At 38.6% G+C, this 26,994-nt stretch carries 20 protein-coding genes; 5 read left to right on the plus strand and 15 right to left on the minus strand.

Annotated features, from left to right (window positions below):
- Window positions 1-32: 32 nt before the first annotated feature.
- From JNUCC41_RS22800 to JNUCC41_RS22815, 4 genes are all read right to left on the minus strand, one after another.
- Entirely contained in the window at window positions 33-1,667 is a 1,635-nt protein-coding gene (locus JNUCC41_RS22800) for a peptide ABC transporter substrate-binding protein (RefSeq protein ID WP_228467422.1), read from the minus strand.
- A gap of 702 nt (window positions 1,668-2,369) precedes the next feature.
- Window positions 2,370-2,804 (minus strand): DMT family transporter, encoded by a 435-nt coding sequence (locus JNUCC41_RS22805; protein ID WP_192204975.1) that lies wholly within the window; start codon window positions 2,802-2,804, stop codon window positions 2,370-2,372.
- 173 nt (window positions 2,805-2,977) lie between these two features.
- The gene (locus JNUCC41_RS22810) at window positions 2,978-3,556 is read right to left on the minus strand and encodes a GNAT family N-acetyltransferase (protein ID WP_192204976.1); all 579 of its coding nucleotides are present in this window, start codon (window positions 3,554-3,556) and stop codon (window positions 2,978-2,980) included.
- Window positions 3,557-3,621: 65 nt separating this feature from the next.
- A complete protein-coding gene (locus JNUCC41_RS22815) occupies window positions 3,622-4,854 on the minus strand; it encodes an NAD(P)/FAD-dependent oxidoreductase (RefSeq protein WP_192204977.1) in 1,233 nt (410 codons plus the stop codon).
- A gap of 321 nt (window positions 4,855-5,175) precedes the next feature.
- On the opposite strand from JNUCC41_RS22815, the gene JNUCC41_RS22820 reads away from it, so the two are divergent.
- The 3 genes from JNUCC41_RS22820 to JNUCC41_RS22830 all read left to right on the plus strand — a co-directional run bounded on the left by JNUCC41_RS22820 (window position 5,176) and on the right by JNUCC41_RS22830 (window position 7,740).
- Window positions 5,176-5,802, plus strand: a complete 627-nt coding sequence (locus tag JNUCC41_RS22820; protein WP_192204978.1) for a CAP domain-containing protein — start codon at window positions 5,176-5,178, stop codon at window positions 5,800-5,802.
- Window positions 5,803-6,072: 270 nt separating this feature from the next.
- Complete coding sequence (locus tag JNUCC41_RS22825) at window positions 6,073-6,954, plus strand: helix-turn-helix domain-containing protein (protein WP_192204979.1); 882 nt, start codon at window positions 6,073-6,075, stop codon at window positions 6,952-6,954.
- 186 nt (window positions 6,955-7,140) lie between these two features.
- Window positions 7,141-7,740 (plus strand): exonuclease domain-containing protein, encoded by a 600-nt coding sequence (locus JNUCC41_RS22830; RefSeq protein ID WP_192204980.1) that lies wholly within the window; start codon window positions 7,141-7,143, stop codon window positions 7,738-7,740.
- A gap of 12 nt (window positions 7,741-7,752) precedes the next feature.
- Here the strand turns inward: JNUCC41_RS22830 and JNUCC41_RS22835 are convergent, their stop codons facing one another.
- Window positions 7,753-8,007 carry a hypothetical protein gene (locus JNUCC41_RS22835; protein WP_192204981.1) on the minus strand — a complete coding sequence of 85 codons (255 nt, stop codon included), beginning with the start codon at window positions 8,005-8,007 and terminating at the stop codon, window positions 7,753-7,755.
- A gap of 196 nt (window positions 8,008-8,203) precedes the next feature.
- Between JNUCC41_RS22835 and JNUCC41_RS22840 the strand changes: the two genes are divergently transcribed.
- Window positions 8,204-9,562 carry an IS1182 family transposase gene (locus JNUCC41_RS22840; protein ID WP_192204982.1) on the plus strand — a complete coding sequence of 453 codons (1,359 nt, stop codon included), beginning with the start codon at window positions 8,204-8,206 and terminating at the stop codon, window positions 9,560-9,562.
- Between the two features lie 145 nt (window positions 9,563-9,707).
- On the opposite strand, the gene JNUCC41_RS22845 is transcribed toward JNUCC41_RS22840, so the two are convergent.
- The 8 genes from JNUCC41_RS22845 to JNUCC41_RS22880 all read right to left on the minus strand — a co-directional run bounded on the left by JNUCC41_RS22845 (window position 9,708) and on the right by JNUCC41_RS22880 (window position 22,262).
- Window positions 9,708-12,101, minus strand: coding sequence for a YhgE/Pip domain-containing protein (locus JNUCC41_RS22845; protein ID WP_192204983.1), 2,394 nt, complete (start codon window positions 12,099-12,101; stop codon window positions 9,708-9,710).
- 423 nt (window positions 12,102-12,524) lie between these two features.
- Window positions 12,525-13,523 (minus strand): NAD(P)H-dependent flavin oxidoreductase, encoded by a 999-nt coding sequence (locus tag JNUCC41_RS22850; RefSeq protein ID WP_192204984.1) that lies wholly within the window; start codon window positions 13,521-13,523, stop codon window positions 12,525-12,527.
- Window positions 13,524-13,693: 170 nt separating this feature from the next.
- Window positions 13,694-14,437, minus strand: a complete 744-nt coding sequence (locus JNUCC41_RS22855; RefSeq protein WP_192204985.1) for a Cof-type HAD-IIB family hydrolase — start codon at window positions 14,435-14,437, stop codon at window positions 13,694-13,696.
- 177 nt (window positions 14,438-14,614) lie between these two features.
- Window positions 14,615-15,610 carry a cation diffusion facilitator family transporter gene (locus JNUCC41_RS22860; protein WP_192204986.1) on the minus strand — a complete coding sequence of 332 codons (996 nt, stop codon included), beginning with the start codon at window positions 15,608-15,610 and terminating at the stop codon, window positions 14,615-14,617.
- A gap of 272 nt (window positions 15,611-15,882) precedes the next feature.
- Window positions 15,883-16,635 (minus strand): hypothetical protein, encoded by a 753-nt coding sequence (locus JNUCC41_RS22865; protein WP_192204987.1) that lies wholly within the window; start codon window positions 16,633-16,635, stop codon window positions 15,883-15,885.
- Window positions 16,636-16,873: 238 nt separating this feature from the next.
- On the minus strand, window positions 16,874-18,292 hold the full coding sequence (locus tag JNUCC41_RS22870; protein WP_228467698.1) for an amino acid permease: 1,419 nt from the start codon (window positions 18,290-18,292) through the stop codon (window positions 16,874-16,876).
- Window positions 18,293-19,031: 739 nt separating this feature from the next.
- The gene (locus JNUCC41_RS22875) at window positions 19,032-20,177 is read right to left on the minus strand and encodes a histidine kinase N-terminal domain-containing protein (protein ID WP_192204989.1); all 1,146 of its coding nucleotides are present in this window, start codon (window positions 20,175-20,177) and stop codon (window positions 19,032-19,034) included.
- 252 nt (window positions 20,178-20,429) lie between these two features.
- Window positions 20,430-22,262, minus strand: coding sequence for a sigma-54-dependent Fis family transcriptional regulator (locus JNUCC41_RS22880; RefSeq protein ID WP_192204990.1), 1,833 nt, complete (start codon window positions 22,260-22,262; stop codon window positions 20,430-20,432).
- A 502-nt stretch (window positions 22,263-22,764) separates the two neighbouring features.
- Here JNUCC41_RS22880 and JNUCC41_RS22885 point away from each other — a divergent pair.
- Window positions 22,765-24,246, plus strand: a complete 1,482-nt coding sequence (locus JNUCC41_RS22885; protein ID WP_192204991.1) for an aldehyde dehydrogenase family protein — start codon at window positions 22,765-22,767, stop codon at window positions 24,244-24,246.
- 201 nt (window positions 24,247-24,447) lie between these two features.
- Here the strand turns inward: JNUCC41_RS22885 and JNUCC41_RS22890 are convergent, their stop codons facing one another.
- Both JNUCC41_RS22890 and JNUCC41_RS22895 read right to left on the minus strand, forming a co-directional pair.
- A complete protein-coding gene (locus JNUCC41_RS22890) occupies window positions 24,448-25,152 on the minus strand; it encodes a TerC family protein (protein ID WP_192204992.1) in 705 nt (234 codons plus the stop codon).
- 314 nt (window positions 25,153-25,466) lie between these two features.
- Window positions 25,467-26,954: a tagaturonate reductase gene (locus tag JNUCC41_RS22895; RefSeq protein WP_192204993.1), complete on the minus strand. Its 1,488-nt coding sequence runs from the start codon at window positions 26,952-26,954 to the stop codon at window positions 25,467-25,469.
- Window positions 26,955-26,994 lie beyond the last annotated feature (40 nt).

A 26,994-nucleotide genomic window follows, 5' to 3' on the forward strand; every position in this document is an offset into this window, starting at 1 on the left:
GACATACCTCCCATTTCACTATTATCCTTCTATTATTTTTTATCCGCGTAAATAAAGTTCGGATAAGCGTTAATTGGAGCAAAAACTCCAGTAACATTCGATTTAACCATATATGGTTTTGTATAGAAGTAAACCGGAAGGATCGGCATTTCGTCAATCATGACTTTCTCTGCTTTATGCAAAGCAGCCATGCGTTCTTTTGGATCCATTGTAGATTTTGCTTCTTTTAATAAATTATCATATTCTTTGTTTGACCAACCTGCATCATTATAGGCGCCGTCCGTTTCCCAAAGCATGAATGTCATAGGGTCAACATAGTCACCAACCCATCCTGCACGGGAAATTTCAAAGTCACCAGCTTTTTCACGGTCAAGCTTAACTTGGAATTCTGCATTTTCAAGTGTCACTTCAACACCCAGGTTATCACGCCACATTCCTTGAACCGCTTCAGCAATTTTCTTGTGTGAATCTAAAGTGTTATACAAAATTGAAAACTCAGGTAATTCTTTCATGCCTTCTTCAGCAAGTCCTTCTTTTAACAATTTCTTAGCTTCGGTAACATCTTCCTTAAATAGGTTACCTGTATTTTCCTGGAAATCTCCAGATGCATCAGGAATACCCGGAGGGACTACGCCGAAAGCAGGCTTTTGTCCGCCTTGAGCAACATTTTCGGTGATTTTTTGACGCTCGATAGCCATCGAAAGCGCTTTCCTTACTTTAGCATTATTGAAAGGTTTCACTTCTGTATTAAAGTTGTAATAGTAAACGGCAAGTTCTTTGCCCATTTTGAATTCTTTATCATCAGAATTGACCATTTGACCTTGAATATCCACTGGCAGTGGATAAGCGATGTCCAATTCGCCACTCTGATACATTTGCCATGCTGTATTTTCATCTTCAATTAGAGCAAAGTTAACTGCATCCAATTTGATTTTATCTTTATCGTAGTAATTTTCATTCTTTTCGATTTTCAGGCTTTCTTTATGTTTCCATTCCGTTAATTTGAACGGACCGTTCGAAACGTGTGTTTTTGCATCCAAAGCCCATTTTGGATTTTCTTCCTGCACCTTTTTATTGATTGGATAGAAAGTATAGAAAGAAGTCAAGTCAAGGAAGTATGGTGTAGGCTGTTCCAAAGTGACCACTAACGTATGTTCGTCTGTCGCTTTAACTCCTACGTCCTCTTCCTTCCCTTTCTTACTGTTGTATGCTTCCCCGCCTTTAAGATAATAAAGTTGGTAAGCATAATCAGCAGCTGTTTCCGGTTTCAAAGCATATTTCCAAGCATATTCGAAGTCAGTCGCTGTAAGCGGATCTCCATTTGACCATTTCAAACCATCTTTCAATTTGAATGTCCAAGTTAATCCATCTTCACTGATTTCCCATGATTCCGCAGAACCAGGAACGATTTTGCCCTCTTCTGTTTTCTTCGTCAGTCCCTCAAACGTATGTTCAAGGATCCATGATTCATGAGTACCTTGTGCATTGGCAGGGTGAAGCGAACCAGGTTCACTTGAGTTGTTTACGTTTAATACTTTTGGTCCGGATGATTCACCCGAGCCGCCTTCCTTTTCATTCGAAGTTTCCTTCGAACCGCCGTTGCATGCAGCAAGCATTAGCATGATGGCCATAAGAAGAGCAAGCACTGAAAATTTAGACTTTTTCAAAAAATATTCCCCCTATCTTTATTCTTTCTTAGAATATTCCCATTTAAGAGATTATCCTTCTAGCACCTATTAATCTTCCGTATAGTACATATAATGTCCGCGAGGAAAGTAAGAAGCATTCATGGCAGGGATCCCACCAAAACAACTAGCGAACCGTTTGCATAAATCCATATTTCTCCCTAATAAAGCATTAATGCAGTTTACTAGTGAAAAAATCAGCCTCTTTTCAACCTCGCCAAGGGTACTATACCTCGAATTAAAGATGTTGAATTTTAAGTATATTACGAATAAATCAAAAAATCAATAAACCGATGAGTACTTTTTCACAAGATAGTATTTATTTGCTAATCAATTCGATCTAGATACTAGGTAAAAAGGAATAATTACCTTTTTAATGTAAAATGACTCCCGACTTGCAGTGTTTTTTCAAACACATTTATACCAGTATTCATATAAGTTCGCTCACCCACTTTTTTCTAAATATTCTAATAATTCAAGCCAGGTCGGTTGCTAAGGCCACGTTCCTAGCAAACCATTTACTAACAAACATTAAACTTTAGTAGAATAACATTTTTTCTCCATATAATATTCAGGTCTTTTCAATTACCCCCCAAATAATGGATAATAACTATGTAGGAATAGTGATATTCCTTCAATTCCTCACCTTAAGTAAGCGTCAAATCCAATGATAATGACCCTTCTTCATTTATGATTAAATAAATATAATGACACGAAAAGCAAACAAATGCCTGTCACCTTTTTCACATCCAATGGGATCCGTACGCCTCCAAATAAACCGAAATGGTCAATGACTGCCCCAATCAGTATCTGGCCTGCGATAACCCCGGCCAATGCTGGTGCCACTCCAATCTGAGGGACGACCAATACCATCACAATGACATAAATAGCCCCTAAGAGTCCGCCTATCAATTGCCATTTTGGAACAGACGCGATGGCAGATATGTTTCCATTTCCCGCGAACAAAACAATAAATAATAAAGCGAGTGTCCCGATTCCAAAAGATATGAAAGAGGCTTCAATAACTCCCACTTTTTTCCCTAGCCCACCATTGATTTGACCTTGTATGGCAATGGTGATTCCGCCTAGGACCGCAAGCAAAGGAAATAATATCTTCACAATGATTTTGCTCCTTTTTATGTCCATCCGGACTGATTAATGAATCCTTATTCTAATTTTAACATGAAAAATATGTATATTGTCCTTTAGTGATATAAATTGATCCTAACGGGAGAGAAATCCCACAAATAAAAACTGGCCCTATTGGCCAGCTGCAATGTTCTAATACTAAACTATAATCTATTTGATTCCTGAATAATTTGTTGTCTTAACTGGCAATACTCTGAAATTAACAAGGAAAATACCAGTGCATCATGCGATTGATCCCGAAGAAATAGATAACTTCGAAGGGTGCCTTCCTCTTTAAATCCAAATTTCTTCAATAGGTTTCTGGATGCAATATTATCCGTGAAAGTTAATGCTGCAATTCTGCTTAGTCCCAATTCTTCAAAGCAATAGCGCAATACTTCGTTAACGGCTTCAGACGTAAAATGATTCCTCCAATATTCGGGATGGATTTCATAACCTATTTCGGCCCGTTTGTTCGCAAGGCTCAATTGGTTCAGGCCAACAGTACCGATGAATTTGCCTGAATCCTTTAAAATGACTCCCCACCGCAGCCCACGTTTGTTTATATAAGCACTTTTAAACGAGTCGATTAAGCGGCGGGCATCTTCAACTCGGGTTAAACTTTCTATACCATCATATTTGGTCACTTCATCTTTAGAGAGAATTTCAAACAGACTCTCAGCATGATGGTGACCTATTTCGATTAAACGCAGCCTTTCTGTTTCCAATTCCTTTAACCACATCGAAGTATCCCCCCGGTATATTCTGCTGTCTACTTTATTCTATTCTTGAAGAAGAGATACCTGTCTCAGTGGACAATACTTTTTGAAAAATTCCTTTCCTTAACATACAATGCCGAGTCTTCATGTCCTCCCTTTGTAATCAAATCCCTGATGATTTGGGAGAGGATAACACTGTAAACCGTCCCATTACCGCCATAACCTAATAAGAAATAACAATTAGGATGGTTAGGATATATTCCTATTGTCGGTAAACCATCATGGGTCTCACCAAAAAAAGCTCCCCAATAATAATCAGCCCTGACCCGATTCTCTAATTCTGGAAACAAATTGATAAGCTGCTTCAATAATTTATCTCTTTTGTTCAAAATCATTGAATCCCTCTTCTCCAGATAATTGATAGATTCATCAAGACCACCAATGATAATTCGATTGTCAGGAGTTTTTCTTGCATATAAATAAGGCCGTGCCGTTTCCCAGATCATCATATTATCATGCCATTTAGCTTGATCGGCTATTTGATTTGTTGTGATGGCATATGAACTGAGGATCACTGCATTTTTATCCTTCACTTCTTCTTGGGCTTCATACCCAGTTGCGAAGATGACTGCCTGTGCATGTATCGTGTGTCCGGTTTCGGTAAATAACCGGGTTTGATTCTCTTTTAATATCTTCCCATTGATTTTCGTTTTTGAATAGACACGTACGCCTTTCGAAAATGCCTTTTCAATCAATAAATGTGCATGTTTATAAGGATTGATTTCAGCATCATTACCTGTAACCAGCGCTCCTTCTTTTGAAAACGAAAATTTTCGGCCAAGCTCTTTTTCAGTATAATATTCAACAGGAAAATTACGGGATTTAAGATTACTATATTCTTCTTTAAGCTTGGAAACATCCTCTGGATTGGATGCATAGTACAAACTTTTTCTAATTTTAAAATCCGGATTTTCCTTTAAATTTGGAACAACCTCTTTCTCAAGGGTCCGAATGGCGTCCAAACAAAGCTGAACATGTCGTGTCCCAGCTTCTTCTCCAAAACTATGGATGAGGGAAGTTAATGTTTTATCATTTGAATACTGTAAAAGTCCAGTATTCGCAAGCGTACTTCCTTCACTTATATCCCGTTTATCGATAAGGACGACATTCAGACCCGTCTCTGCCAAAAAATAGGCACAGTGCGCCCCCGATGAACCACTCCCTATTATACAAACATCACATGAAAGATCCTCTTCCAAAATTGGATATTTTCTAGCTTCAAATGTATCTTTCCAAAACATTTTCCCTGCCTTTAAATCCATACAAGCTCCACCCTTAGGATAATTTATTAGTTCCATATAACTATATCGTTTTGCTGCTTTATTATTTACCCTGACAAACATGGCCTTCAAACGTAAAATGATTCTTTTTCTACATGAAATAATTCTTCCAATTTATCAAAAAGCCCTATGATTTTGGTTATCCTTAACACACTTCCAGGTTATATGGACCCTTAACATCAGCTTCCCATTCGATACCTTTTCCCCATTCCAGTAAGGAATGTTAATGAGCTAATTTTACACAAAACTATTTTTATAGCATACTATACTTCCAATCCAGATATTCTACTAGGAGGAATCAAAATGAAGAAAATCATCCTTTTATCAGCACTGTCGCTATCCCTATTAGCTCCAAAAATTGCTCTAGGAGCCAATACTTACGAGGTGGCAAAAGGAGATACCTTAACGAAAATCGCTACTGAATATGATGTCAGCATTGACGAATTACTTAAAACGAACTCTGCTATAAACGATGCAAACCAAATTCGAATCGGACAAATCATAAATCTTCCCGCTTCCAACACCACAGTTAATCGAGAAGAAAGTCAATCAGTTGAACAACAGGTCCTTAGTTTAGTGAACGAAGAACGGTCAAAACGGGACCTCCCTTCCCTTAAAATGGATACAGCCATTTCTCAAGTAGCAATTCTGAAATCGGAGGATATGCGAGATAGTAATTATTTCAATCATACAAGCCCGAGTTATGGATCGCCTTTCGAAATGATGAAATCCTTTGGGATCAGTTACAAGTACGCAGGGGAAAATATCGCAGCAGGTCAACCTAGTGCGGATTCTGTCATGAAATCATGGATGAACAGCCCTGGACATAAGGCAAACATTCTGAACAAGAACTATACACATATTGGAATTGGGCATGTGACAGGAGGGAAATACACCCACTATTGGACCCAGCAATTCATTGGAAATTAAAAACGTTAGAGGCGGCAGATTGCCGCCTCCTTTTTTTATCCTTATATTCCAAATCTAAAGCTTGCTATTATCCTTTATTAGAAACTCCAAGCAAAATATGCGGGAACCTTTCACTTTATTTAGAAAAATGCAGTTTCCACTTCAAAAAAAATGTCATTCCAGAACATAGATAAAGTAGTTATATCATACTATCTTTCAATTATCGTACTTATAAAAATAAAATTATGTTAAAATAGAATTCACAGACATAGGTACAAAGGGGCAATTGTAATGAAAATAGAGGTTGGCTCTGTTATCAACGAATTACGAATAAAACAAAATCTTACAAGAGAAGAACTGGCTAAGGATATATGTGAACCTAATGCCCTGTCGGATTATGCAAGAAGCATTACTTCTCCAACCATTGATGAATTGGCACTTTTTGCGGTTAGACTTAAAGTTGACCTGCCGTATTTCTTCACCACCAAAAATGAACCGATTTATAATTACATAGAAACCATTAAACTTTTGATTAACAAATACAAACGCACACGTAATTTTGAAGCAATTTATGAAATCGTCCAAAAAGAAATGGCAACTGCACCGGAAAAATCGATATCGTTTTATCAATTCTTGAAATGGCATGAAGGTATCTCTTTTTTTTATTTGTACAATGACAAACAAAGGGCTATAGAATTATTGAATGAAGCCATTCAGATTACCATGGGTAAACGGGTCATTCTTCATCAACAGGAGATAGAAGTTTTAAATAGTATCGGAATTATCCATTTTAAAACGAAGAATTATGAAGAGGCCATCAACATTTTCAATGAAGCACTGGAGTTTATCGAGAATATTCCCCATGTGAATCAAGAAGGCACCATTATCTTGAAGATCATTCATGGATTGGCACAAACATTGAATGAACTTCATTATTATCAGGAATCATTGAATTATACCCTTAAAGGGATCAACATTTGTAATTCGATAGAATCATTATATTTATATGCGGAACTCCATCTTTTAACTGGTAAGAATCTTGTTCATCTTCAACAACCTGAAAAAGGACTGCACTATATAGAACAATCCAAGAACCTTTTCAGTCTTCAAAAAAACGAAGAATTCATACGAATTGCCGAACATGAATTGGAAAGCATTTTGCAATGCTTATGAACTTCTATGGATAAAAAAAGATAGAGATTGCTTTGAAAAAAGCAATGCTCTATCTTTTTTTATCATTGTTTGTCCTCACTTACTCTACCAATTTTCAGAATGCTACTTTAAAACAATCATTACACTTTCAATAGCTATCCTAATTCAGCTATAATAAAAGAATGTAACCCAACTGGAGGAAAAAAAATGTCTAATAGATTAGGTTTAGTGCTTGACGTAGAAACAACCGGTTTACGTCCCTCTTCAGATGAAATTATCGAGCTTGCTCTTATACTCTTTACATACAGCAGTGAAACAGGGGAAATTATTAATCTTATTGATCAGGAATCATTTTTAAGGGAGCCCCTCTCCTATGGAGCAAGAAGGAATTATGATCAAGCCTATAGAATTCATGGAATTCCATACAGCTCCGTAGAAGGAAAAAGTTTTCATGATGAAAAAGTTAAATCCTTCATTTCCCGTACCGATTCGATTTTCGCACATAATGCTTCTTTCGATAGAAGTTTCCTTTACCAAATGTATCCGGAAATCAATGATCAGAAATGGTTCTGTACGATGCGGAATGTACCTTGGAAGCAATACGGATTTGAGAATGGTAAACTCTTAACATTATTGCAGGCACATAATATCACAAATTTCCAAACACATAGGGCTATGGACGATATATCTTACCTAATGGAACTCATGAGAAAGCCAGGACCTTCTGGCCATCCTTATTTAAAGGAAGTCATTGCAAAAAATCCAATGAAGAAATATGCACCTGCTTCTCAAAAGACAAGGGTATAGCTGATTGCATAATTACTTCATTGTACAGGCTGCACCAAACAAAAAAACCGTTTTATTGCAAATTGCCCATTCCACGAGAACAGGAATGCATATCTTTACGATGGGTGTTATTTTAGGGGCACTTTTATTTCCCTGCATTTCACTTATTACCTGATATTTATCAAAAAACAGCGACCCATGACGGGTCGCTGCAGACTGTAGACAAACTCGATGAAAATCGAGTTTGTCTATTTTTATGGCTTGTACAATTTGGACCTTGATTTCCACTCCAGGCACTCGCTTTCCGCGGGCGGTCGGGGAGCCTCCTCGGCTTTCGCCTGCGGGGTCTCTCCTAGACGCGCATTTCCCGCAGGAGTCTCGTACCTTCCGTTCCAATCAACTTTGTCTTACCTTTTAGATAGAACCTTTTGCCTGGAGTCATTTTTGTTTTAAAATAGAAGTATTAAAACTTGAGGTGATGAGGATGCTTTCTAAACATGATTCTATTCAGCGAGATCAACTTGAAATGATTACGTTAGATCAACTGGTGCCACCGAACCATTTGGTTCGTAAAATAGAGGCTGCCATTGACTTCACTTTCATTTATGACTTGGTGAAAGATATGTATTCAGAGATAGGACGCCCAAGTATTGATCCCGTTATTTTAGTTAAACTGACTTTCATTCAATATACCTTCGGTATTCGTTCCATGCGTAAAACGATTGAAGAAGTTGAAACCAATATGGCTTACCGTGGGTTCTTAGGCTATGGTTTCCATGAAAAAGTACCTCATTTCTCTACATTTGGGAAAAATTATGAACGACGCTTTAAAGATACAGACCTGTTTGAGCAGATTTTCTATCGCATTTTAATGACAGCTGCTAATAAAAAGTTAATAAGTGCTGAACACGTTTTCGTGGATTCCACACATGTGAAGGCCAGTGCGAATAAACGGAAATTTGAAAAGAAAATCGTTCGTAAAGAAACACGAGCGTATCAAGGACGTCTTCAAGAAGAAATCAATCAAGATCGTGAAAACCATGGAAAAAAGCCTTTTCCACCAGATAAATTTGATAAAGAAGAGACCAAAGAGATTAAAGAAAGTACAACGGATTCTGAGAGTGGCTACTATGTGAAAGATGAACGAACAAAACAGTTTGCCTATTCATTCCACGCGGCCGCAGATCGCAACGGTTTTGTATTGGGAACGATTGTAACACCTGGAAATATACATGACAGCCAGATCTTAGAGCCACTAGTTGAACAAGTGATTGAGAAAGTTGGAAAACCGGAAGCCGTTGCCGCAGATGCAGCTTATAAAACACCAGCGGTTACAAGCTACCTATTTAACAAAGAAATCATACCGGCTTTACCTTATACACGTCCTCGCACTAAAGAAGGATTTTTCCGCAAACAGGACTATGTATACGATGAACATTTTGATTGTTACCTTTGCCCTTCGGGCGAGCTATTAAAGTACTCAACAACAAATAAAGAGGGCTATCGCGAGTATAAATCCCCCAAACACATCTGTGAAACGTGCTCATTTTTATCTCGGTGTACAGAAAGCAAAGACTGTCAAAAAGTGGTGACACGGCATATCTGGCAAACACATGTGGAAGAAGCAGATCATCTGCGTCATCATCAAGATGTAAAACCTATAAATGCGAAGCGTAAAGAAACGATTGAGCGTGTATTCGCAGATGCAAAAGAAAAGCATGGTATGCGTTGGACTACTTTAAGGGGACTTAAAAAATTGTCGATGCAGGCGATGCTTACTTTCGCTGCCATAAATTTAAAGAAGATGGCCAATTGGACATGGCGAGGTCCAAAAATGGCATAACATAGTGGGTTCGAAGAGCCCAATCTCTTAACTTTAGGCGAAAATTTAAATGAAATTTCAAAAGGGGTTCAGAATTTTTTAATTCCGAACCCCTATTGTCTACAAACTGCAGTGACCCATGACGGGTCGCTGTTTTTTTTGACCATTATACAGTTGCTTCTTCCTGTTTTTCATTTAATGCACCGTTCAATTTCTTATACCGATAAATAAAGTAAAGAAGTGATAATATTAATGCCACAACGAGGAATATGGCCAATATGCCAAGATTATGCCACATGAAGCTATAATCTCCTGTTGAGATGACTGCACGGAAAGCATTAATAGAATATGTCATCGGTAAGAACGGTGTGAATCCTTGCAGGAAGCCAGGAACTAATTCATTCGGGAATGTTCCGCCACTGCTGGTCAGTTGAAGAATCAAAATCAATAATGCTATGAACCGGCCAGGATTGTCAAAGGCCGAACCCAGGAACTGAATGATTGCCATGAATGTACAGCTAGCAAGAATGCTTACTGCAAAAAATAGCGGCAGGCTCGTAACATTGATTCCAAGACCTAAAATTAAAATCGAGTCCACCAATATGGCTTGACAGATTCCTATGAGTGCCATGACGCTGTATTTACTAATAAACCAGCTAAATCCACTCGCGGGTTTTACAGCAGGATCTTTTAACGGGAAAATGATCGTCAGAACGATAGCCCCGATAAATAAACTTAATGAAATTAAATATGGGGCAAAACTAGTGCCATAGTTCGGGACATCATTAATTGGTAATTTATCCACTTTAACTGGGCTTGCAAACATGTCAAATACTTCATCATTGGACTTTATCTTGCCTGCTTCGTCTGCCCCATCACTTAATTCGTCATGTAATTCTGCAGATCCATCTGAAAGTTTGGCGATTCCATCTTGTAACTTAATGGCTCCATTCGCCAGTTCTCCCATTCCGCTAGTAAGGCTGGATGAACCTTCCTTCAACTTATCCGTTCCTGTAACCAGACCTTTCGAACCTTCGGAAAGCTGTGAGGTTCCACTTGATAATTGCTTGGAGCCATCTTCAAGCTGATCAAGCCCGCTTACCAAGTTATTGCTGCCTTCGGTTAACTGTCCAAGCCCACTTTGTGCAGAATCTATACTATCACCAAATGTTGTCAAGCCAGATACCAATTGACCTTGACCATTTTTCAGTTCATTCGCCCCATTGGCGAGTTTATCCTGAGCTTGCTTCAATTGAGTGAAACCGCCGCTTATTGCACTTGTGCCTTCACCTAACTGATTAGCTCCAGCACTAAGACTATTTGAGCCCTTAGCAATTTCAGTTGCACTTGCCGATAGTTTACCTACTCCTTCAGATACTCCTTTACTACCTTCACTGATGCGGGTTAGAGAAGTGATCACTCCCTCCAAACGCGCTTTCTCTGCAGGATCATCCGTAGCTTCTGATTGTTGTTTCAATCCGGAAATAACCTCATCCAAACCTGCCGAAACTTCAGATGCCCCAGCTTTTGCTTCGTTCGATGCTGCACTCCATTCAGACAATGAACCTGAAAGTTGGGAAGCCCCAGCAGCTACACCATTTGCTCCCTCTGTCAAAGCGGGCAGCTTTTCTTCGATTTGATTGAAGCCCTCTAAAGACTGTTGCAGTCCAGAGGCCAATCCACCAGTACCCGCTTCAGATTTCTTGGCTCCTTTCAAAAGCTCGGATTGCCCATCTTTCATCTGTCCAACACCAGAGCTAAACTGTTGTAACCCTTGATTGAGTTCTTTTGATCCTGCGGCTGCCGAACCGACCCCATTCGAAAAGGTCAATGATTTTTCAGCTAATTTTTCCAGGTTTTCATGGATTTCGACAGAACCTGAATGAAGGGAATCAATTCCTTCATCGACTTTTTTGGAACCTTCTTTAGCAGAGTTAATTCCTTCACCAAGTTCATTTGATCCGTTCTTCACTGTATCTGTTCCATCTTTCAATTCTCCAGCTCCATCACTGGCACTTTTGAGTCCGTCAGCCATTTCGTTCAAATTATCGAACATTGACTCCGCATAGGTTTTCGTAACGGCTGACGAAACCTCCCCTTTAATTTTCTCCGAAGCTGCGTCACCTATTTTTGTGGATATATAGTTGAACCCTTCATTGGACGTATAAATTAAATCAAGTTTTTCCGGATTGTCCTCCTGTAAGGTCGTTGCATTTTTGGAGAAGTTCTTCGGAATTTCTATTTTCATGTAATAATCTTGTTTTTCCAGGCCTTCATTTGCTTCTTTTTGATTGACAAAATGCCAATCGAAATCCTTCTTTTCCTTTAACTCCTTGACTAAATCTTTTCCTATTGTAAGTTCCGATTCATTGAACTCCGCACCCTCATCCATGTTGACAATGGCAACAGGCAATTGGTCCACCTTCCCATATGGATCCCAAAATGCCCACAGGAAAGTGCCGCTGTATAATAAGGGAATCAGTATGATCCCTATTATGGAAATGAGTATCATAGGATGTTTTATTATGGCTAAAAATTCACCCTTTAAAGATTTTAACACGCCTACCAAGCCCTCCTATACGACGAATATGCCGTTTATTTAATCTATCTCGGTGAAAAACGGATTGAAAAATACATATTTAACTCATTTGCTTCTGCAATATATATTTAAAATTAACTATCTTAATCTTTAATATATATTTACTTTTCACGCAAATAATAACTAATGACTATATTGTTCATTCGGTCATTATCACGAAAATAATATAACATTTTTCCATTCTTTTATCAATATTTTTTCACTGTCTTACATCCTATATCTACTATTTATCCCTTTATATCCTGTTTAAATTGCCTCTTAACTGATTAAGACCTTAGCATCGGCTGATAAAATCCCCTCTATTTTTCACGGCAAAAAAGGGCATCCATTTTGGATACCCTTTTAATAAGGTATATAAGCATAATTAAATGAAGCGCTTACAAATCATTTTGTTATAATGCCTTTTAATTTTTCCGCCTGTCCGTTCAGTTTCTTTAAGGATTGCTGATATTCTTTTTCTAATTGTTTAATGATGCCTGCGGCGGTATCTATTTTTTTAATCGCCCCCACACCATGACCCGCTGACCAAATATCACGCCACGCTTTAGATTCAGATGATTTGGACATGCTGTCAAAATCGACTTTTTCTTTTTTGGCTAATTGTTCCGGGTCCAATCCTTCCTTTCTGATGCTCGGTTTCAGCATATTACAATTAACTCCTGAAAATGCATCAGTCAAGATGATGTCATCATGATCAGAATCGACAAGCATTTCACGATAATCATCATTGGCCCTGCTCTCTTTCGCCACGATAAAACGAGTACCCATATATGCAAGATCCGCTCCTGCAGCCTGAGCTGCCAAGATACTGTGACCAGTACTGATGGATCCGGCAAGCAAAATGATTCCGTCCCAGAATGTTCTTACGCTGTCCACGAAAGCAAAGCTATTTATTTCACCAGCATGACCACCGGCTCCCGCAGCAACCAAGATCAATCCGTCCACACCTGACTCCGCAGCTTTTTTTGCAAAATCCACGGAGCTGACATCCGAAAAGACCAACCCGCCATAGCTATGTACGACATCAACCACATGTTTTGGTGAACCTAATGATGTAATGACGATGGGAGGCTGATGTTTTTTGACCAATTCCAACTCTTCTTCAAGACGGCTATATGTACGGTGGACAACCATATTCATTGCCCATGGAGCAATCTTTGAGCCAGGTTCTTTATCCTTTGCTGCAATCAATGTATCGTTTATATCACTCATCCATTGATCCAACACCTCAATCGGCCGCGCATTCGGTGCTGGAAAAGAGCCAATTACCCCATTCAAGCAGCATTCTTTCACTAACTCAGGACCCGATATTAAAAACATAGGTGCTGAGATAACTGGTAAAGATAATTGATTCCACCATTGTTCAGGCAAACTTCTTGTCATCTATGAAACCTCCCATTTTAGTATATTACCAAAATATAACACTGCAAGATTATCATACTTCTAAAATACACAATTTTCAAGAAATTAATTCAGCAGCTGAATTAACTTGTCATGAAACGCCATCTCAATAAAAAAACTGTATATGGATACATCCCATATACAGTTTCGATTCAATTTGAAAGCGCCCATTTACGAATGGCCTTGGCCACACCATCTTCATCGTTTGTTGCTGTAACCCAATCTGCCTTTTCTTTCACAATTTCTTGGGCGTTTCCCATGGCCACACCCACTTTTGCATCAGAAATCATTGCAAGGTCGTTAAGGCTGTCACCTACAGCCATAACATTATCCATCGTAATATCGAGCAATGAACATACGAGCTTGATCGCTTTCGCTTTATTAACGCCCATGGCATTCACTTCAATATTCGTTGGGCTAGAATTGCTTATTTCAAAGTTTCCTTTTGATGCCAGTTCATCCATGATGATTTGGCGGATGTCATCATCAGCTGTATCAAAACCGAATTTAAGCCATTGCGAATCATGGATTTTTTCAGGCATTTCAGCCCTGTAAATATTATCGCAACTAATCGCCCAAAAATGTGTACCGTGTTTTTGGCTTAATTCCCACATCCATTGTATGGATTCACTATCGACGACATTCCTTTCCACCAGTTTTCCTTGATTATCGTATATTTCGCTTCCGTTTACGGTAATGAGGTATGATTGGAGTTCCATTGACTTTGCAAAATCACTGCAGGTCGCGTAGGATCTCCCTGTGCTCAATACAACAAAAATCCCTTGATTTTCTGCTTCTTTTATCGCTCTCCGATTTTCTTTTGATATCTCTCCATCCTTATTGAGAAGCGTGCCATCCATATCAAGTGCAACCAGCTTAATATCTTGTTCCTTCATTCTTATTCACCCTTCCATAATCCTTCTTTATGTAACTAAGTCCATGATAGCTTATAATGCATACGTTAGGAAAGTACGTGAATAATTGAACAGGCATTGCCATTTGTTTTCATGATTTTTATAATCCACCAAATATCTTTATCCGGCCACTTTATATTCTGCCAATCTAAACATCCTCTACTCCCTTTCTTTTTTCATTTCATTCAATTCTTTTTTTAGCTGACCTTCCCATTTTGGGATACCATCATTTTCATCAAATTCTATAATGACATCCGTTACTCCTCTTTCCTTGAATATCTCATTAAACAACCGATCTTTAATGTCATCCGCTTGGGCGATTGAAATATGGGGATCGAGTTCAACTTCAAGTTCAACATGAAAGTCTTCTCCTTCTTTTATTACGGCAAGTTTCTGTATATCCCTTACGTCTGGATCATCCATGACCATAGTTCCAATTTTTTGTCGCATTTCAATATCGGCTTCCCCAAGAGCACCTGCAGCATTATCAAGAAATACCCTACCAACCACATAGAACATCCCGAGACCGATCATGACGGAAGCAACGCCTTCAGCTTGGATGAAGGGCGTGAAGTTTGCTAATAAAATGGCAATTATCGCTAGTACCCCACCACCGGTTGCTACCATATCTTCCATGAATACTAATTTCGTCGCCGGTTTTGCTCTTTTTAAACCAGCGAAGCTCTTAAATATGATGGCTGCTCCTTTAGCTTCGATTCCAGTCTCATGCACCACTTCTTTCATCGCTTTAAATAATACATATGATTCCAACACAACCGCTAACGAAAGGACCGACAAGTTAATAAGGATACCAGTTGATTCTACAGGGTGCAAAATGTGATGGAATCCTTCTTTAATCGTTTCATAAGACATGATCCCGACAACCAACACTGCCCCTAATAATACGAGGTTAACCAAACGTCCAAAACCATCTGGGAATCGATCAGTTGGTGACTTTTTACTTAGTGCGGATCCAATAAATACGAAAAACTGATTCGCAGCATCGCCCAAAGTATGTAAAGTTTCAGCAAACATGGCTACATTGCCTGTCATGAAATAAGCAACCCCTTTTAGCACAGCGATGATACTATTCACACAGGCAGCAATGAACGCCGATTTATTACCTTGTTTTAATAACCGAAATAACTCTTTCATATAAAAACCCCCCTTATATTATTATAAATCCATTATCATAATGTATTATCCCCAACACTGGAAAATATGAAACCACATAAGCCAAACCGTTATCTATACGATTGGTAATGGTCATAAGTTGTAACTCCCACAAACCAATATATTCCAGGAACGGACCCTTCTATCCTAATAAGTTCACATGAATGCATTCATTCCTATTGAAAACTGATTAATACACAAAAAAGGGAGTAAGCGGCGGCTTACTCCCTTTCGCAAGAACTTCTACGTTAAGCTTACATCTCTTGTTTCACTAACTTAGATGGATTATTAACTTTATATCGTATTTCTTTATCGTATTTTTTGTCGACCACTTTTCCATCAAACTCGATTGCGTCCCCTTCTTCGAGCTCAGCTTTTTTTAATGTCTTGCTATATCCACACCAAGCATCGCCGATAGTCAATGCAGGCTCCGTTGTCACTTTGACATTCTCCAAGAGTATGACTTCATCTTCTTCACCAGTGAAATGGTTCATTTTCGCCGTAAACTCCTTGACTGTTGCGGTGAAATGCACTTTTTCCCCAGGTAAGTCCAATTTAGGTTTTGCAGTCGACTTTTTAGTTTTGGTTTTTGCTTTTTTTGGTTCTGCACTTAGCGGATCGGAGTTTTCCGTAATTGGTGCTTCCATCACCTGCTCAGTTTCACTTGAATCTGCGGATGTTTCTGAAACCGGCCCACTCAACAATTCTTTTCCGAAACTGTTGCTTTGCATTTCCTTTAAATAGGAAGGGTGAATGCAACTAAGCTTACCATTTCCAAATTCAACAACTACAGTGTCAAGGCCATTTCCATATTGTTCATAACCTGCCAATTTAACTTTAGCTTGAAAACTACCGCTTTTATATAATAGTTCTCTTTTTACCGAACGGGCAGTGAATAATTTCCATTCCAATCCTTTAGCGATATAGTCCGTATCATCTAAAAAAGGGATATACTCTCCTTTTGGTGCAATATAATGAATCAAATCTTCAGCTGGAGTTTCAGCCACAGTCACCACTCCTAATCTTTTCTATAGATTATATTCTAGCAAAGGATTTCAAAGTTGCAAATGAATGAGTATCATGATGGGTTGATAGCAGTCAAAAATACGAACACACTTAATTATCCCCCGTTAAATGAATGCAATCAATTTTGGAACCAGAAAAAAAGCTGCCCACTAAGAGCAGCCTTTTTATTTGAATAGTCAATCATTTCTTTCTACAATCGAACGAAAAGGGCTACATAACTTACCCTTCCTTAACTTGAATTTTTTTTAGTTTTCCTTCTTGGTCAGTAGAAATTACATTTTTCTTATGATAAAACAGAAAGTATGACCCAATTACTAGAATCGTGAGAAGGGTTGTAAGGAAGAATTGCAATCTCATGGAATCAATAAACGCCTGAGCAACGAATATAATAAATAATAAGGCAATCGTCGCGTAGGTTAAATAAGGGAATAGCCACATTTTCACTTTGAGTGTCCCAGGATTTTCTTTTTCCGACTTTTTCCGCAAATACAGATGGGAAAAGGCAATAAAGATATACATGATCATCGTGACTCCTCCCGAGCTGTTAGCGAGAAAAGCAAACAATTTATCAGGGGAAACAAATTTAAATGTCGTGCACACATAAGCAAAGAAAACACTTGCCATTAACGCCCAAATCGGGATTCCCCGCTTATTCACTCGAGAAAGGATTTTCGGTGCATCACCTTTCTTTGATAAAGAATATAACATACGAGAGCTTGTATATAGCCCTGAATTCAAAACCGAAAGCAATGAAATGAAGATTACGATATTCATTACTTGACCCGCTGCCGGAAGGCCTGCCATATCAAATACGCTGGCATAGGGGGTTTTTAGTAAATCTTCAGCCCCCTGGGGAATTACGAGAACCAACACAGCCACTGACCCAACAAAGAAAAGAAGGAGACGCCATACAACACTGTTTATGGCTCTAATAATATTTTTTTCGGGATTTTCAGACTCCCCTGCAGCAATGGCAGCTACTTCACTTCCAGATAATGAGAAGGTAATGAATATCACACTAAGTAGGACAGGCAGAAACCCATTTGGCAAAAAGCTTCCATCTCCAGTAATGTTAGAGAGTCCTGGTGAATCGAATCCTGGAACAAATCCGAAAATCATGGCAGCACCCAGGAAAAGGAATATTACAATGGCAGCCACTTTCATGAAAGCTAACCAGTATTCAAATTCCCCATAAGCTTTGACTGAATAGATATTCGTTACCGTCATTAATATAGGGAAAGATAGACTGGCAGCCCACATAGGTATGCCAGGGAACCAATCATGAATCATAGTACCCAATAGCGTAGTTTCAATGGCAATGATGATAACCCAATTGAACCAGTATAACCATCCTATCGTGTATCCGGCCCAGGGACCAAATGCTTGATGTGCATATGTTGAAAAGGATCCGCTATCAGGATTCACCACAGCCATTTCACCCAGCATACGCATTATAAGCACAATCATCAATCCTGCGATTATATACGATAATATAGCACCAGGTCCTGCTGAATCAATTATTGTTCCGCTTCCGATAAATAGTCCTGCCCCAATTACCCCGCCAATAGAAATCATTGTGACATGCCTGGTCTTGAGACCATGTTTCAATTCATTTGTTTGAAGTGCCACTATTGTCACCATCCTTTAAAACTGTCAATTTACCGTTTTGTAAGCAGTAAATCACTGCTCATGGGTACCCTAGTAGAAATCTTTCATTCAAAAACAATGATTACATTCATATTCCCGTTTGGATCAATAATTTTAATGAGGCCTAATTCACAATCGGTATATGTATATTGCACAGCAAAAACTCTATTAACCGTAAGTGCTTTTCTATATATACTCCTTTTTACTACCATCAGCCCCTCAACGAAATACACGGAAAGTACAATGATCTTTGTTGATTTTGGACTTTTCGCTTTTTGTTGAGTGAAGTCCTTTTATGTAAAATTATAGTTACCCAGCTCTATTATTTCTTACCTCAATCTTCACCCTCTTTCATTAAAATTTTATACATATATAAATAACAGCAATATCCATGCCAAGAAAAGGATAGTTATTTTATTGGGGTTTAACGCTATTTTAAATTTAAAATGATTCATTATTGAATCGTTAACCTAAATTATGATTCATATATTAATTATTAATCCTTTTTGATCCACAATCGATTCAAAATGACAATTTTATTATTTTATTTTAAAATTTCGACACACATTTTGAAAAATAACAGAAAAAAAGATGCCAAAATCCAAATTATTATTTCTTGGCATCTTCCAAATAGATTTATTTTCACTCAGAATGATTTTGATTAATGTACAGTCCCGAAAAATATCGATAAGTATATAACGCTCTATGTAATGTCCCAATATGATATGTATTAAACCCTTATAAATTCGTTCTTAACTGCGGGGAAATGGATACTGAATGTAGTTAAACTTTCATTGGAGACACAATTCATATATCCATCATTGCTTTCAATGATTTTTTTACAGACGTATAATCCAATTCCCGTTCCTAACTCTTTCGTTGTGACAAAGGGCTCAAAAATAGATTCGATCAATTCATTGTCAATGGCCGGTCCATTATTTGAAATTTTAATTATTCTTTCATTCGCCTCAATTAAAGAGGTTATCCTCAAAATTCTTGGATGTTCCTTATCCTTTAAGGCGTCAATGGAATTTATAAAAAGATTCAAGAACACTTGTTTTAATCCATCCTTACTCGCTGTCATGACGAAGTTTGGATAAATATCTATTTCCACATTAACACTGGCATCCACAATATTTGCATAAGTCAGTTCTTGAATTTCTTCAATTAACTTCAACACGGAAATTTCCTCTCTTTGTTCCTCATTAAAATCTGATTTAGAGGTATGGAGGAATTGGGTTATCCTGAAATTCAACTGATTTAACTCATAATCAATGATATCTAAATATTTCAAGCCTGGGTTCTCCCTTTTCAGTAATTTATTGAACCCCATAATAGCTGTAAGAGGGTTTCGGAATTCATGTACAAAGCTTGATGATATCTGACCCAGTACCGCTAATTTATCTTTGTGGTTTTCACTAATATAAGACTTTTTCTCCTCTATCACTTCATTTTTAAGATTCGTATATCTCGTTACTGCATGGTAGCTGAACGTATCAAAGTGCAAGTTGATATCATTAATGAATTTCTGCATATAATTAATTGGGATATTGACCCCAAAAAGATTTCTGATTATGATATTTCTCCCCAAATTGATATTATATAGAAAATCCCCAATGTTGATATTTGCTTCAAGTCGCTCTTTTGCAACCTGGTAAGCCAATTTTATCAGCTTATCTTCAGACAATACATCCTTGAACGTTTGGATGACCAATGAGTACATCCCATAACCATTTTCTTTAATCTTATCTTTGTAGGGGTCAATTTCATTGATCTTAATAGTCTCGTTCCATTCATTTAAAAACACAGATTCTTTTTCTTCCAAATATTGAATCAATACATTTTTATACTTCTTATGTTCAGATGAAAACTCCATACTATTGACCACACATCCCCTTACGGAATTTTAGATACTCTATCAATAACATCATTCTATATGAGATTTTGATTACCTGCACTTCATTATTCATAGTCTTTAAGGTGAAATATAGCTTATATGGAGAAAAGGTATGCTGTTCCGCATATGTTTACTCGCGATACCAAAGAACCGACCAAATCAGGTCGGGAATCTGAGATTTTCATAAAATGGAAACTCATCATTCATGTTTTTAAATATACTAGGAAACTCTTACTTTAGAAATTTGATTCCGTATTTTTTCATTTTTCTATAAAGCGTATTTCGGCCGATATCGAGTTGCTTCGCGGCGTTACTGATATTTCCATTTGTCCGTTCCAACGCATTTCTGATCAGCTGGGTTTCTTGTTCTTGAAAGTTTCTTGGTCCTTGATCGGCATTTGCCCCTTCCTCATGTGTAATGGAAGAAACAGGACAAAGCGCCACAAGCAAGTCCCTTGTAATCGGTCCATTTTCAGCTAGGAATGCAGCCTGTCCCAGCACGTTTTGCAATTCACGGAAATTTCCTGGCCATGAATATTCCAAAATGAATGTTTTAGCTTCGTCAGTTAATTCGGTATGTTCACTCTTATAAGGTAAATCCGCTAAAATGTATTCTGCTAACAGCAATAAATCCTTCCGACTTCTAAGATTTGGAATTTTTAAAGATAATCCACAAAGGCGGAAAAATAGATCTGCACGGAATTCTCCAGCTTCAATTTCTTTTTGTAAGTCTTTGTTGGTGGCGGCTATGACCCTTACATCGATTGGAATGGAAGCATGTCCGCCGACACGCGTCACACAACGTTCCTGAAGCACGCGAAGCAGGGTCGCTTGAGCTTGAAGCGGCATGTCACCGATCTCATCCAAAAAAAGGGTTCCGCCATCCGCAGCTTCAAACTTCCCCTTATGCCCGCCGCTTTTTGCGCCAGTAAAGGCACCCTTCTCATACCCAAATAACTCACTTTCCAATAAATTTTCGGGAATTGCGCTGCAATTGATGGCGATGAATGGCTTATCACTTCTTAAACTAACCCCATGAATGGATTGTGCGAATAGTTCTTTTCCCGTTCCGCTTTCTCCAGTAATTAGCAAGCTGATATCAAGTGCTGCAGCTCTTTTAGCAATGGATATGGTTTGATTCATTTGCGGATCGTTACTTAATATATCTGAAAATTGATAACGATTAGTTGTTAAACCATCAATCAATTTTTGTTTTTTTAACCGAACGATCACGGATGATTGATGTTCCATATTTTTGCCAAGGGTTTGCACCATAAATTCCTGGTCTTTAATTGAAACCCTCTGTTCCAAAACAAGTGGGTCTGTTCCTGATATTATATTCGATACCGGTTTTTTCAATGTGCCGATAACTTGTGACGCCGCTAAATTGAGATCTGTAACTTTCCCCTCTTTATCAAGGGTAATTAACGGATCAGGGTAAGAATCATATATAAAATAAAGGTTTTTCTCCCTTTTTTGTGTATGGGACAATAAAAGTGCTTGTTTGATGCTATCAGCCACCCTTTGAACTAAGCTTACGGAAAAAGGATGATAATTCTGTTGATGACTGCTTAAGTTCAAAACACCTAGCAGATGCCCATCAGGGTGATAAATGGGCGATGCGGCACAAGTGAGGAAATGGTTATCCTGATGAAAGTGTTGACTGCCATGAATCAATACAGGGTTTTTCTCTACAATGGCCGTTCCTATTGCATTTGTTCCTTTTGATTCCTCTAACCAATTGGCCCCTTTCCTAAGGGATACATTATCTGCATGGCGAATGAAAGCTGGATCCCCAACTGTTTCGATGATATATCCTTCAGGAGCAGCAAGTAATAAAATGGACTCCAAACCATTAATCGAGCGATAAACTTCTTCTAAAATGGGGGAAGAATGATACAGGAGTTCAGCATATCGATCGTGGTATTCGGCCAACTCAAATGCACCAAGCATATCATCCTTATCCATCATGCTTGGCTGAAGTCCCTTCGAAATGCACCGCTGCCATGATTCTTGAATAAATGCCGGTATGGTTCCTTTATCCGCGCTTATATTAACAGACATTGAATAATCCTCCCGTATGTATAATCGAGTAAATCGGCTACTGTTTTTTATTCAATTTCATAAATGAAACTCTATGTAATTCAAAGTTTCAGGCCATTCAGGATTCGTTCATACAGTTTAATTATAACAGAAAATTCAGATACTCACCAAAATGAATACGGCATTATGCGAACTGCTAAACTTTTTTGTTCCATATTGGAACACCATCCTGTTCCAATATGGAACAGGATGACATCTTCCGATATCGCTCTACCATCTTTTAATTGGTTTCATCGTTTTTTTGTTTTGGCATAGGTCTTGCATAATTACATGTCGAGAAATTGATTCCTATTGATAAGGGGGGAAAGAATCAGTAAGTTTTTAAAAATATTCTGACTTGCTGCATGGCAGCCAAAGAGAATTGTATCAAACACATAAGATCATATCTGATCCTTTACTTAGAGGAAAGCCATTGTCCGAACAAATATGTAACTTAAAATCTAAATGAAAAGGGGTATTATACATGGAACAAACTATTAAACTTAATCCACGTGTGCAAGAATTCTTGAAGGGCACTAAAAAGCTTTTGATTAATGGGGAATTGGTGGAAGCGGCTTCAGGAAAAACTTTTGAGACTCTCGATCCTTCTAACGGCAAGGTTTTAGCGGTTGTGAGTGAAGCAGGTCCGGAAGATGTAGATAAAGCAGTCAAAGCAGCCCGTAAGGCCTTCGACAACGGTCCTTGGAAAAAAATGAGTGCATCGGAACGCAGCCGCCTCATTTATAAATTAGCGGACCTCATGGAAGAACATAAAGAGGCTTTAGCACAATTGGATACCTTGGATAATGGCAAGCCAATTGGGGAAACCACTAATGCCGATGTCCCCCTTGCAATCGATCACTTCCGTTATTATGCTGGGTGGGCAACTAAGATAGTAGGACAAACAATACCTGTTGCTGGGAATTACTTCAATTATACCCGTCATGAAGCAGTTGGAGTGGTAGGACAAATCATCCCTTGGAATTTCCCTCTCCTTATGGCTGCATGGAAATTAGGCGCAGCCCTTGCAACCGGATGTACGATCGTTTTAAAACCAGCGGAGCAAACGCCGCTTTCAGCATTATATTTAGGTCAATTAGCGCTTGAAGCAGGTTTTCCTCCGGGCGTCCTCAATGTCATCCCTGGATTTGGGGAAACAGCAGGGTCACCGCTTGTAGACCATCCAGATGTCGATAAAATTGCCTTTACCGGTTCAACCTCAGTAGGGAAAATGATCATGCGCCAAGCTTCGGGAACTGTGAAAAAAATCTCGTTGGAGTTAGGCGGGAAATCGCCTAATATCATTCTACCAGATGCAGATATGAGTAAAGCCATTCCTGGTGCTTTAATGGGCATCATGTTTAATCAAGGACAAGTTTGCTGTGCCGGTTCCCGCCTGTACATTCAAAAGAAATCCTATGACAACGTGGTAGCCGACTTAGTGTCTCATGCAAAAAACATTAAACAAGGGGCCGGTCTTGATCCTTCTACACAGATAGGGCCATTGGTTTCCAGTGAACAATTGGAACGAGTGGGCAGTTATATTGAAAAAGGAAAGTCTGAAGGAGCTGAAGTGGTTACCGGGGGCAATTATGGGCAAGGAGAGGGCTATTTTGTAACACCTACGATATTTGCAGGCGTTGAAGATGAAATGACGATCGCTAAAGAAGAAATCTTCGGCCCTGTTGTAGCTGCAATGCCTTTTGATGATTTGGATGATGTGATAAGCCGTGCAAATAACTCAGAATATGGATTGGCTGCAGGTTTATGGACACAAGACGTAAAAAAAGCCCATTATGTGGCCAATGAATTAAAAGCTGGTACAGTTTGGGTAAACTGCTATAACGCCTTTGATGCCGCTTCTCCATTTGGCGGTTATAAACAAAGTGGAATTGGTCGGGAAATGGGCAGTTATGCTTTGGAAAATTATACGGAAGTCAAAAGTGTATGGATTAACTTAAACTAAATAAAAGAGTGAACGCTCCATATGATCATTCGGCTCAGATATCATGATTGAAATGCAGGTTATCTTTTCCTTTAATATTTGCAAAAGGCTGTACCAAAGTGTGGACTTCGGTACAGCCTTTATCTTGTTATTTAACTTATATCATTCAGGCAAAGAGAAAAAGAAGAGACTTTTCATTTTTGAAAAGTCTCTTTGTACCCATTATCCATTACGTTCGATTTGCATTTTTTCTCTGTTTGCTTTTTCTTTTTCAATAGTTTTCTGTCTTGAAGTCCCGGCTACCAGGATTCCAATCACCACTATCGCTTCAAATCCATATTTAATGAAGGGATTTGCAAAGTAGTCGAGCATGAAAGGTTCAGCTACAATCATTTTAGCAGCTGTCCAGCCTAGTATTCCCGCACCAATTATAATGATGAATGGGAACCGTTCTATCAGTTTCAGGATTAAAGTGCTTCCATACATCACTACTGGGATGGAAACAAGTAGACCGATCACCACTAAAGTGAAGTTACCATGTGATGCACCTGCAACTGCCAGGACATTATCCAATCCCATCAAAGCATCTGCAATAATGATCGTTTTTATGGCAGCCCACATCGAGTCTGCAGGCTTCACATCATGTTCTTCTTCATCAATTAGAAGTTTATAAGCGATCCATACAAGAAGTAATCCGCCTATTAAATGCAGTCCAGGCACTTCTAAGAGTACGACAACCAGCAGCGTTGCAATGATCCTTATAACTATTGCCCCGACCGCTCCCCAAATTATCACCTTTTTTTGCTGATCTTTTGGAAGCTTTCTTGCAGCCAATCCAATAAGGATCGCATTATCACCGGCTAGAACCAAATCTATCATAATGATCGCTAAAAGTCCTGAAATGAATTCACCTGATAAAAAATCCAACACCATTTCCTCCTTTATACAAAAATAAAGAGACCTCTGCCATAAATGGCAAAGGTCTCGCTAAGCACTAAATGAATTAGGCCAATAAAGCCGGTGGGATCCCCACGTAATGACGACTTTATTTCAGGTTATCCCTGACGCTACTCCCCTTCACGGGAATAAAAAATATGTAACTCTTTTACTATCTTTCCATTAGGAAACTACCAAGAAAAAATATCACTAATTCAGTATACCAAAAATACAAATAAAATAAAGAAAAAAATAGAGATAGGCAGGAGATACTTAACTAGTTCATATCCTTTCAAGGGATAATTTCAGTCAATCATCCCTTCTAGATATTGGCATATTTCGTTTCCTAGGTTAGGGATATGGCTCAAATCCTTCCCCCATAAATATTGATTACTTAAGGTGGCCTCTATCAATTGTCTAAGCGGGATTTCTTGCTTATCATAACGAAGCCATTGTTCCTTGAAAAATTCAATGGTCTTTATATCATCTTTAACGACATAGGCTTTACCCGCAAAGCTTTTACCAATATAACGTCCTTTCACTTCGTGAACCTTATAAAATCGGATCAAGCCTGAAAAACCCCGTACGATACAGTGAGGAAGCCCGCCTTGCGTCTTATGATATTCTTCTAAGGTAGGCAGGAGACGGACCTTGAACTTCGAAATGCTATTCAGCGAAATATCGGCCAGGAGGTGTTGTACAAAAGGATTCTTAAATCGCTCAAGAACACTTTCCCCATATAACAACATTTCGTTTTGATCAAAAGGTAATGAAGGAATTATTTCCTTTTCGATGGCATTGCTCAGAAATTGGTTGAATTCTGGATGATCGATTGCCTGTTTTACTTCTTCCATTCCAGATAAAATGCCTAAAGGAGCCATCAAGGTATGAGAACCATTAAGAATCCGTACCTTCCTCATTTGATAAGGTGTTAAATCTTTTACCCAACGCACATTTAAGCCTGCTTGTTGTAAAGGAAGACGTTGATCAATACAAGGGTCACCTTCTATAGCCCATAAATGGTATGGTTCTGCCGTATTTAGCAGCGTATCCTTATATCCCCATTCCGTAAATAGTTTTTCCGACTCATTGGCTGGGAACCCTGTAACGATACGGTCTACAAGCGAGTTTAGGAATAGGTTGTCCCGGTCCACCCACTCCATGAATGGCTTTGGTAAATCCCAATCCCTGCTATGCTTAAGAACGCATTGCTTCAATGAATCACCATTTCTCTCTAAAAGTTCACATGGCAGCATGATCAGTCCTTTTTTCGCATCTCCGTTGAAATGGAGATAACGATGATGCAAAAAAGCAGTCAGTTTTCCTGGAAAAGATTCCATTGGCTTTCCTTCTTCCAAAGGAATCGGCTGGTATTTGAGCCCTGCTTCAGTCGTGTTGGAAACTACAAATTCCAATTCAGGATTTTCTGATAATGCTAAGAATCCCTCCCATTCTTCATATGGATCAATTACCTTCGAAAAAACGGAAATAATCTCTGTTCGCTCCACTTTCTCCCCTTGGTGAAAACCACGTAACATTAATGTATACAGTCCATCTTGCCGCTTCACCTCCTCTATTTTCCTTTTTCCGGCGAGGCGAGGCTGGGTAACTGCAATACTTCCCATGAAATGACCTTGTTTATTACATTCATGAATCATCCAATCAAAGAAGCCTCGAAGAAAATTCCCCTCCCCAATCTGCAATACTTTGATGGGAAAATCCATCATATGTGAATATTGGACAGCTTTTGTCTCTTTACTCAGACCGTTTAGTTGACCTTTCTTTATTTTCATGATCAAAGAACCCCTTTTCTCATTGAAATATACAATTCAG

This window comes from Brevibacillus sp. JNUCC-41 (genome assembly GCF_014844095.1).
Taxonomy (GTDB): Bacteria; Bacillota; Bacilli; order Bacillales; family DSM-1321; genus Peribacillus; species Peribacillus aracenensis.

Excerpts from the sequence above, each read along its gene's own strand:
- JNUCC41_RS22810 (WP_192204976.1), bottom strand. The coding sequence starts at position 3,556 with ATGTGGTTAAAGGAATTGGAAACAGAAAGGCTGCGTTTAATCGAAATA.
- JNUCC41_RS22815 (WP_192204977.1), bottom strand. The coding sequence starts at position 4,854 with ATGGATTTAAAGGCAGGGAAAATGTTTTGGAAAGATACATTTGAAGCT.
- JNUCC41_RS22820 (WP_192204978.1), top strand. The coding sequence starts at position 5,176 with ATGAAGAAAATCATCCTTTTATCAGCACTGTCGCTATCCCTATTAGCT.
- JNUCC41_RS22825 (WP_192204979.1), top strand. The coding sequence starts at position 6,073 with ATGAAAATAGAGGTTGGCTCTGTTATCAACGAATTACGAATAAAACAA.
- JNUCC41_RS22830 (WP_192204980.1), top strand. The coding sequence starts at position 7,141 with ATGTCTAATAGATTAGGTTTAGTGCTTGACGTAGAAACAACCGGTTTA.
- JNUCC41_RS22840 (WP_192204982.1), top strand. The coding sequence starts at position 8,204 with ATGCTTTCTAAACATGATTCTATTCAGCGAGATCAACTTGAAATGATT.
- JNUCC41_RS22850 (WP_192204984.1), bottom strand. The coding sequence starts at position 13,523 with ATGACAAGAAGTTTGCCTGAACAATGGTGGAATCAATTATCTTTACCA.
- JNUCC41_RS22855 (WP_192204985.1), bottom strand. The coding sequence starts at position 14,437 with ATGAAGGAACAAGATATTAAGCTGGTTGCACTTGATATGGATGGCACG.
- JNUCC41_RS22860 (WP_192204986.1), bottom strand. The coding sequence starts at position 15,610 with ATGAAAGAGTTATTTCGGTTATTAAAACAAGGTAATAAATCGGCGTTC.
- JNUCC41_RS22875 (WP_192204989.1), bottom strand. The coding sequence starts at position 20,177 with ATGGAGTTTTCATCTGAACATAAGAAGTATAAAAATGTATTGATTCAA.
- JNUCC41_RS22880 (WP_192204990.1), bottom strand. The coding sequence starts at position 22,262 with ATGTCTGTTAATATAAGCGCGGATAAAGGAACCATACCGGCATTTATT.
- JNUCC41_RS22885 (WP_192204991.1), top strand. The coding sequence starts at position 22,765 with ATGGAACAAACTATTAAACTTAATCCACGTGTGCAAGAATTCTTGAAG.
- JNUCC41_RS22895 (WP_192204993.1), bottom strand. The coding sequence starts at position 26,954 with ATGAAAATAAAGAAAGGTCAACTAAACGGTCTGAGTAAAGAGACAAAA.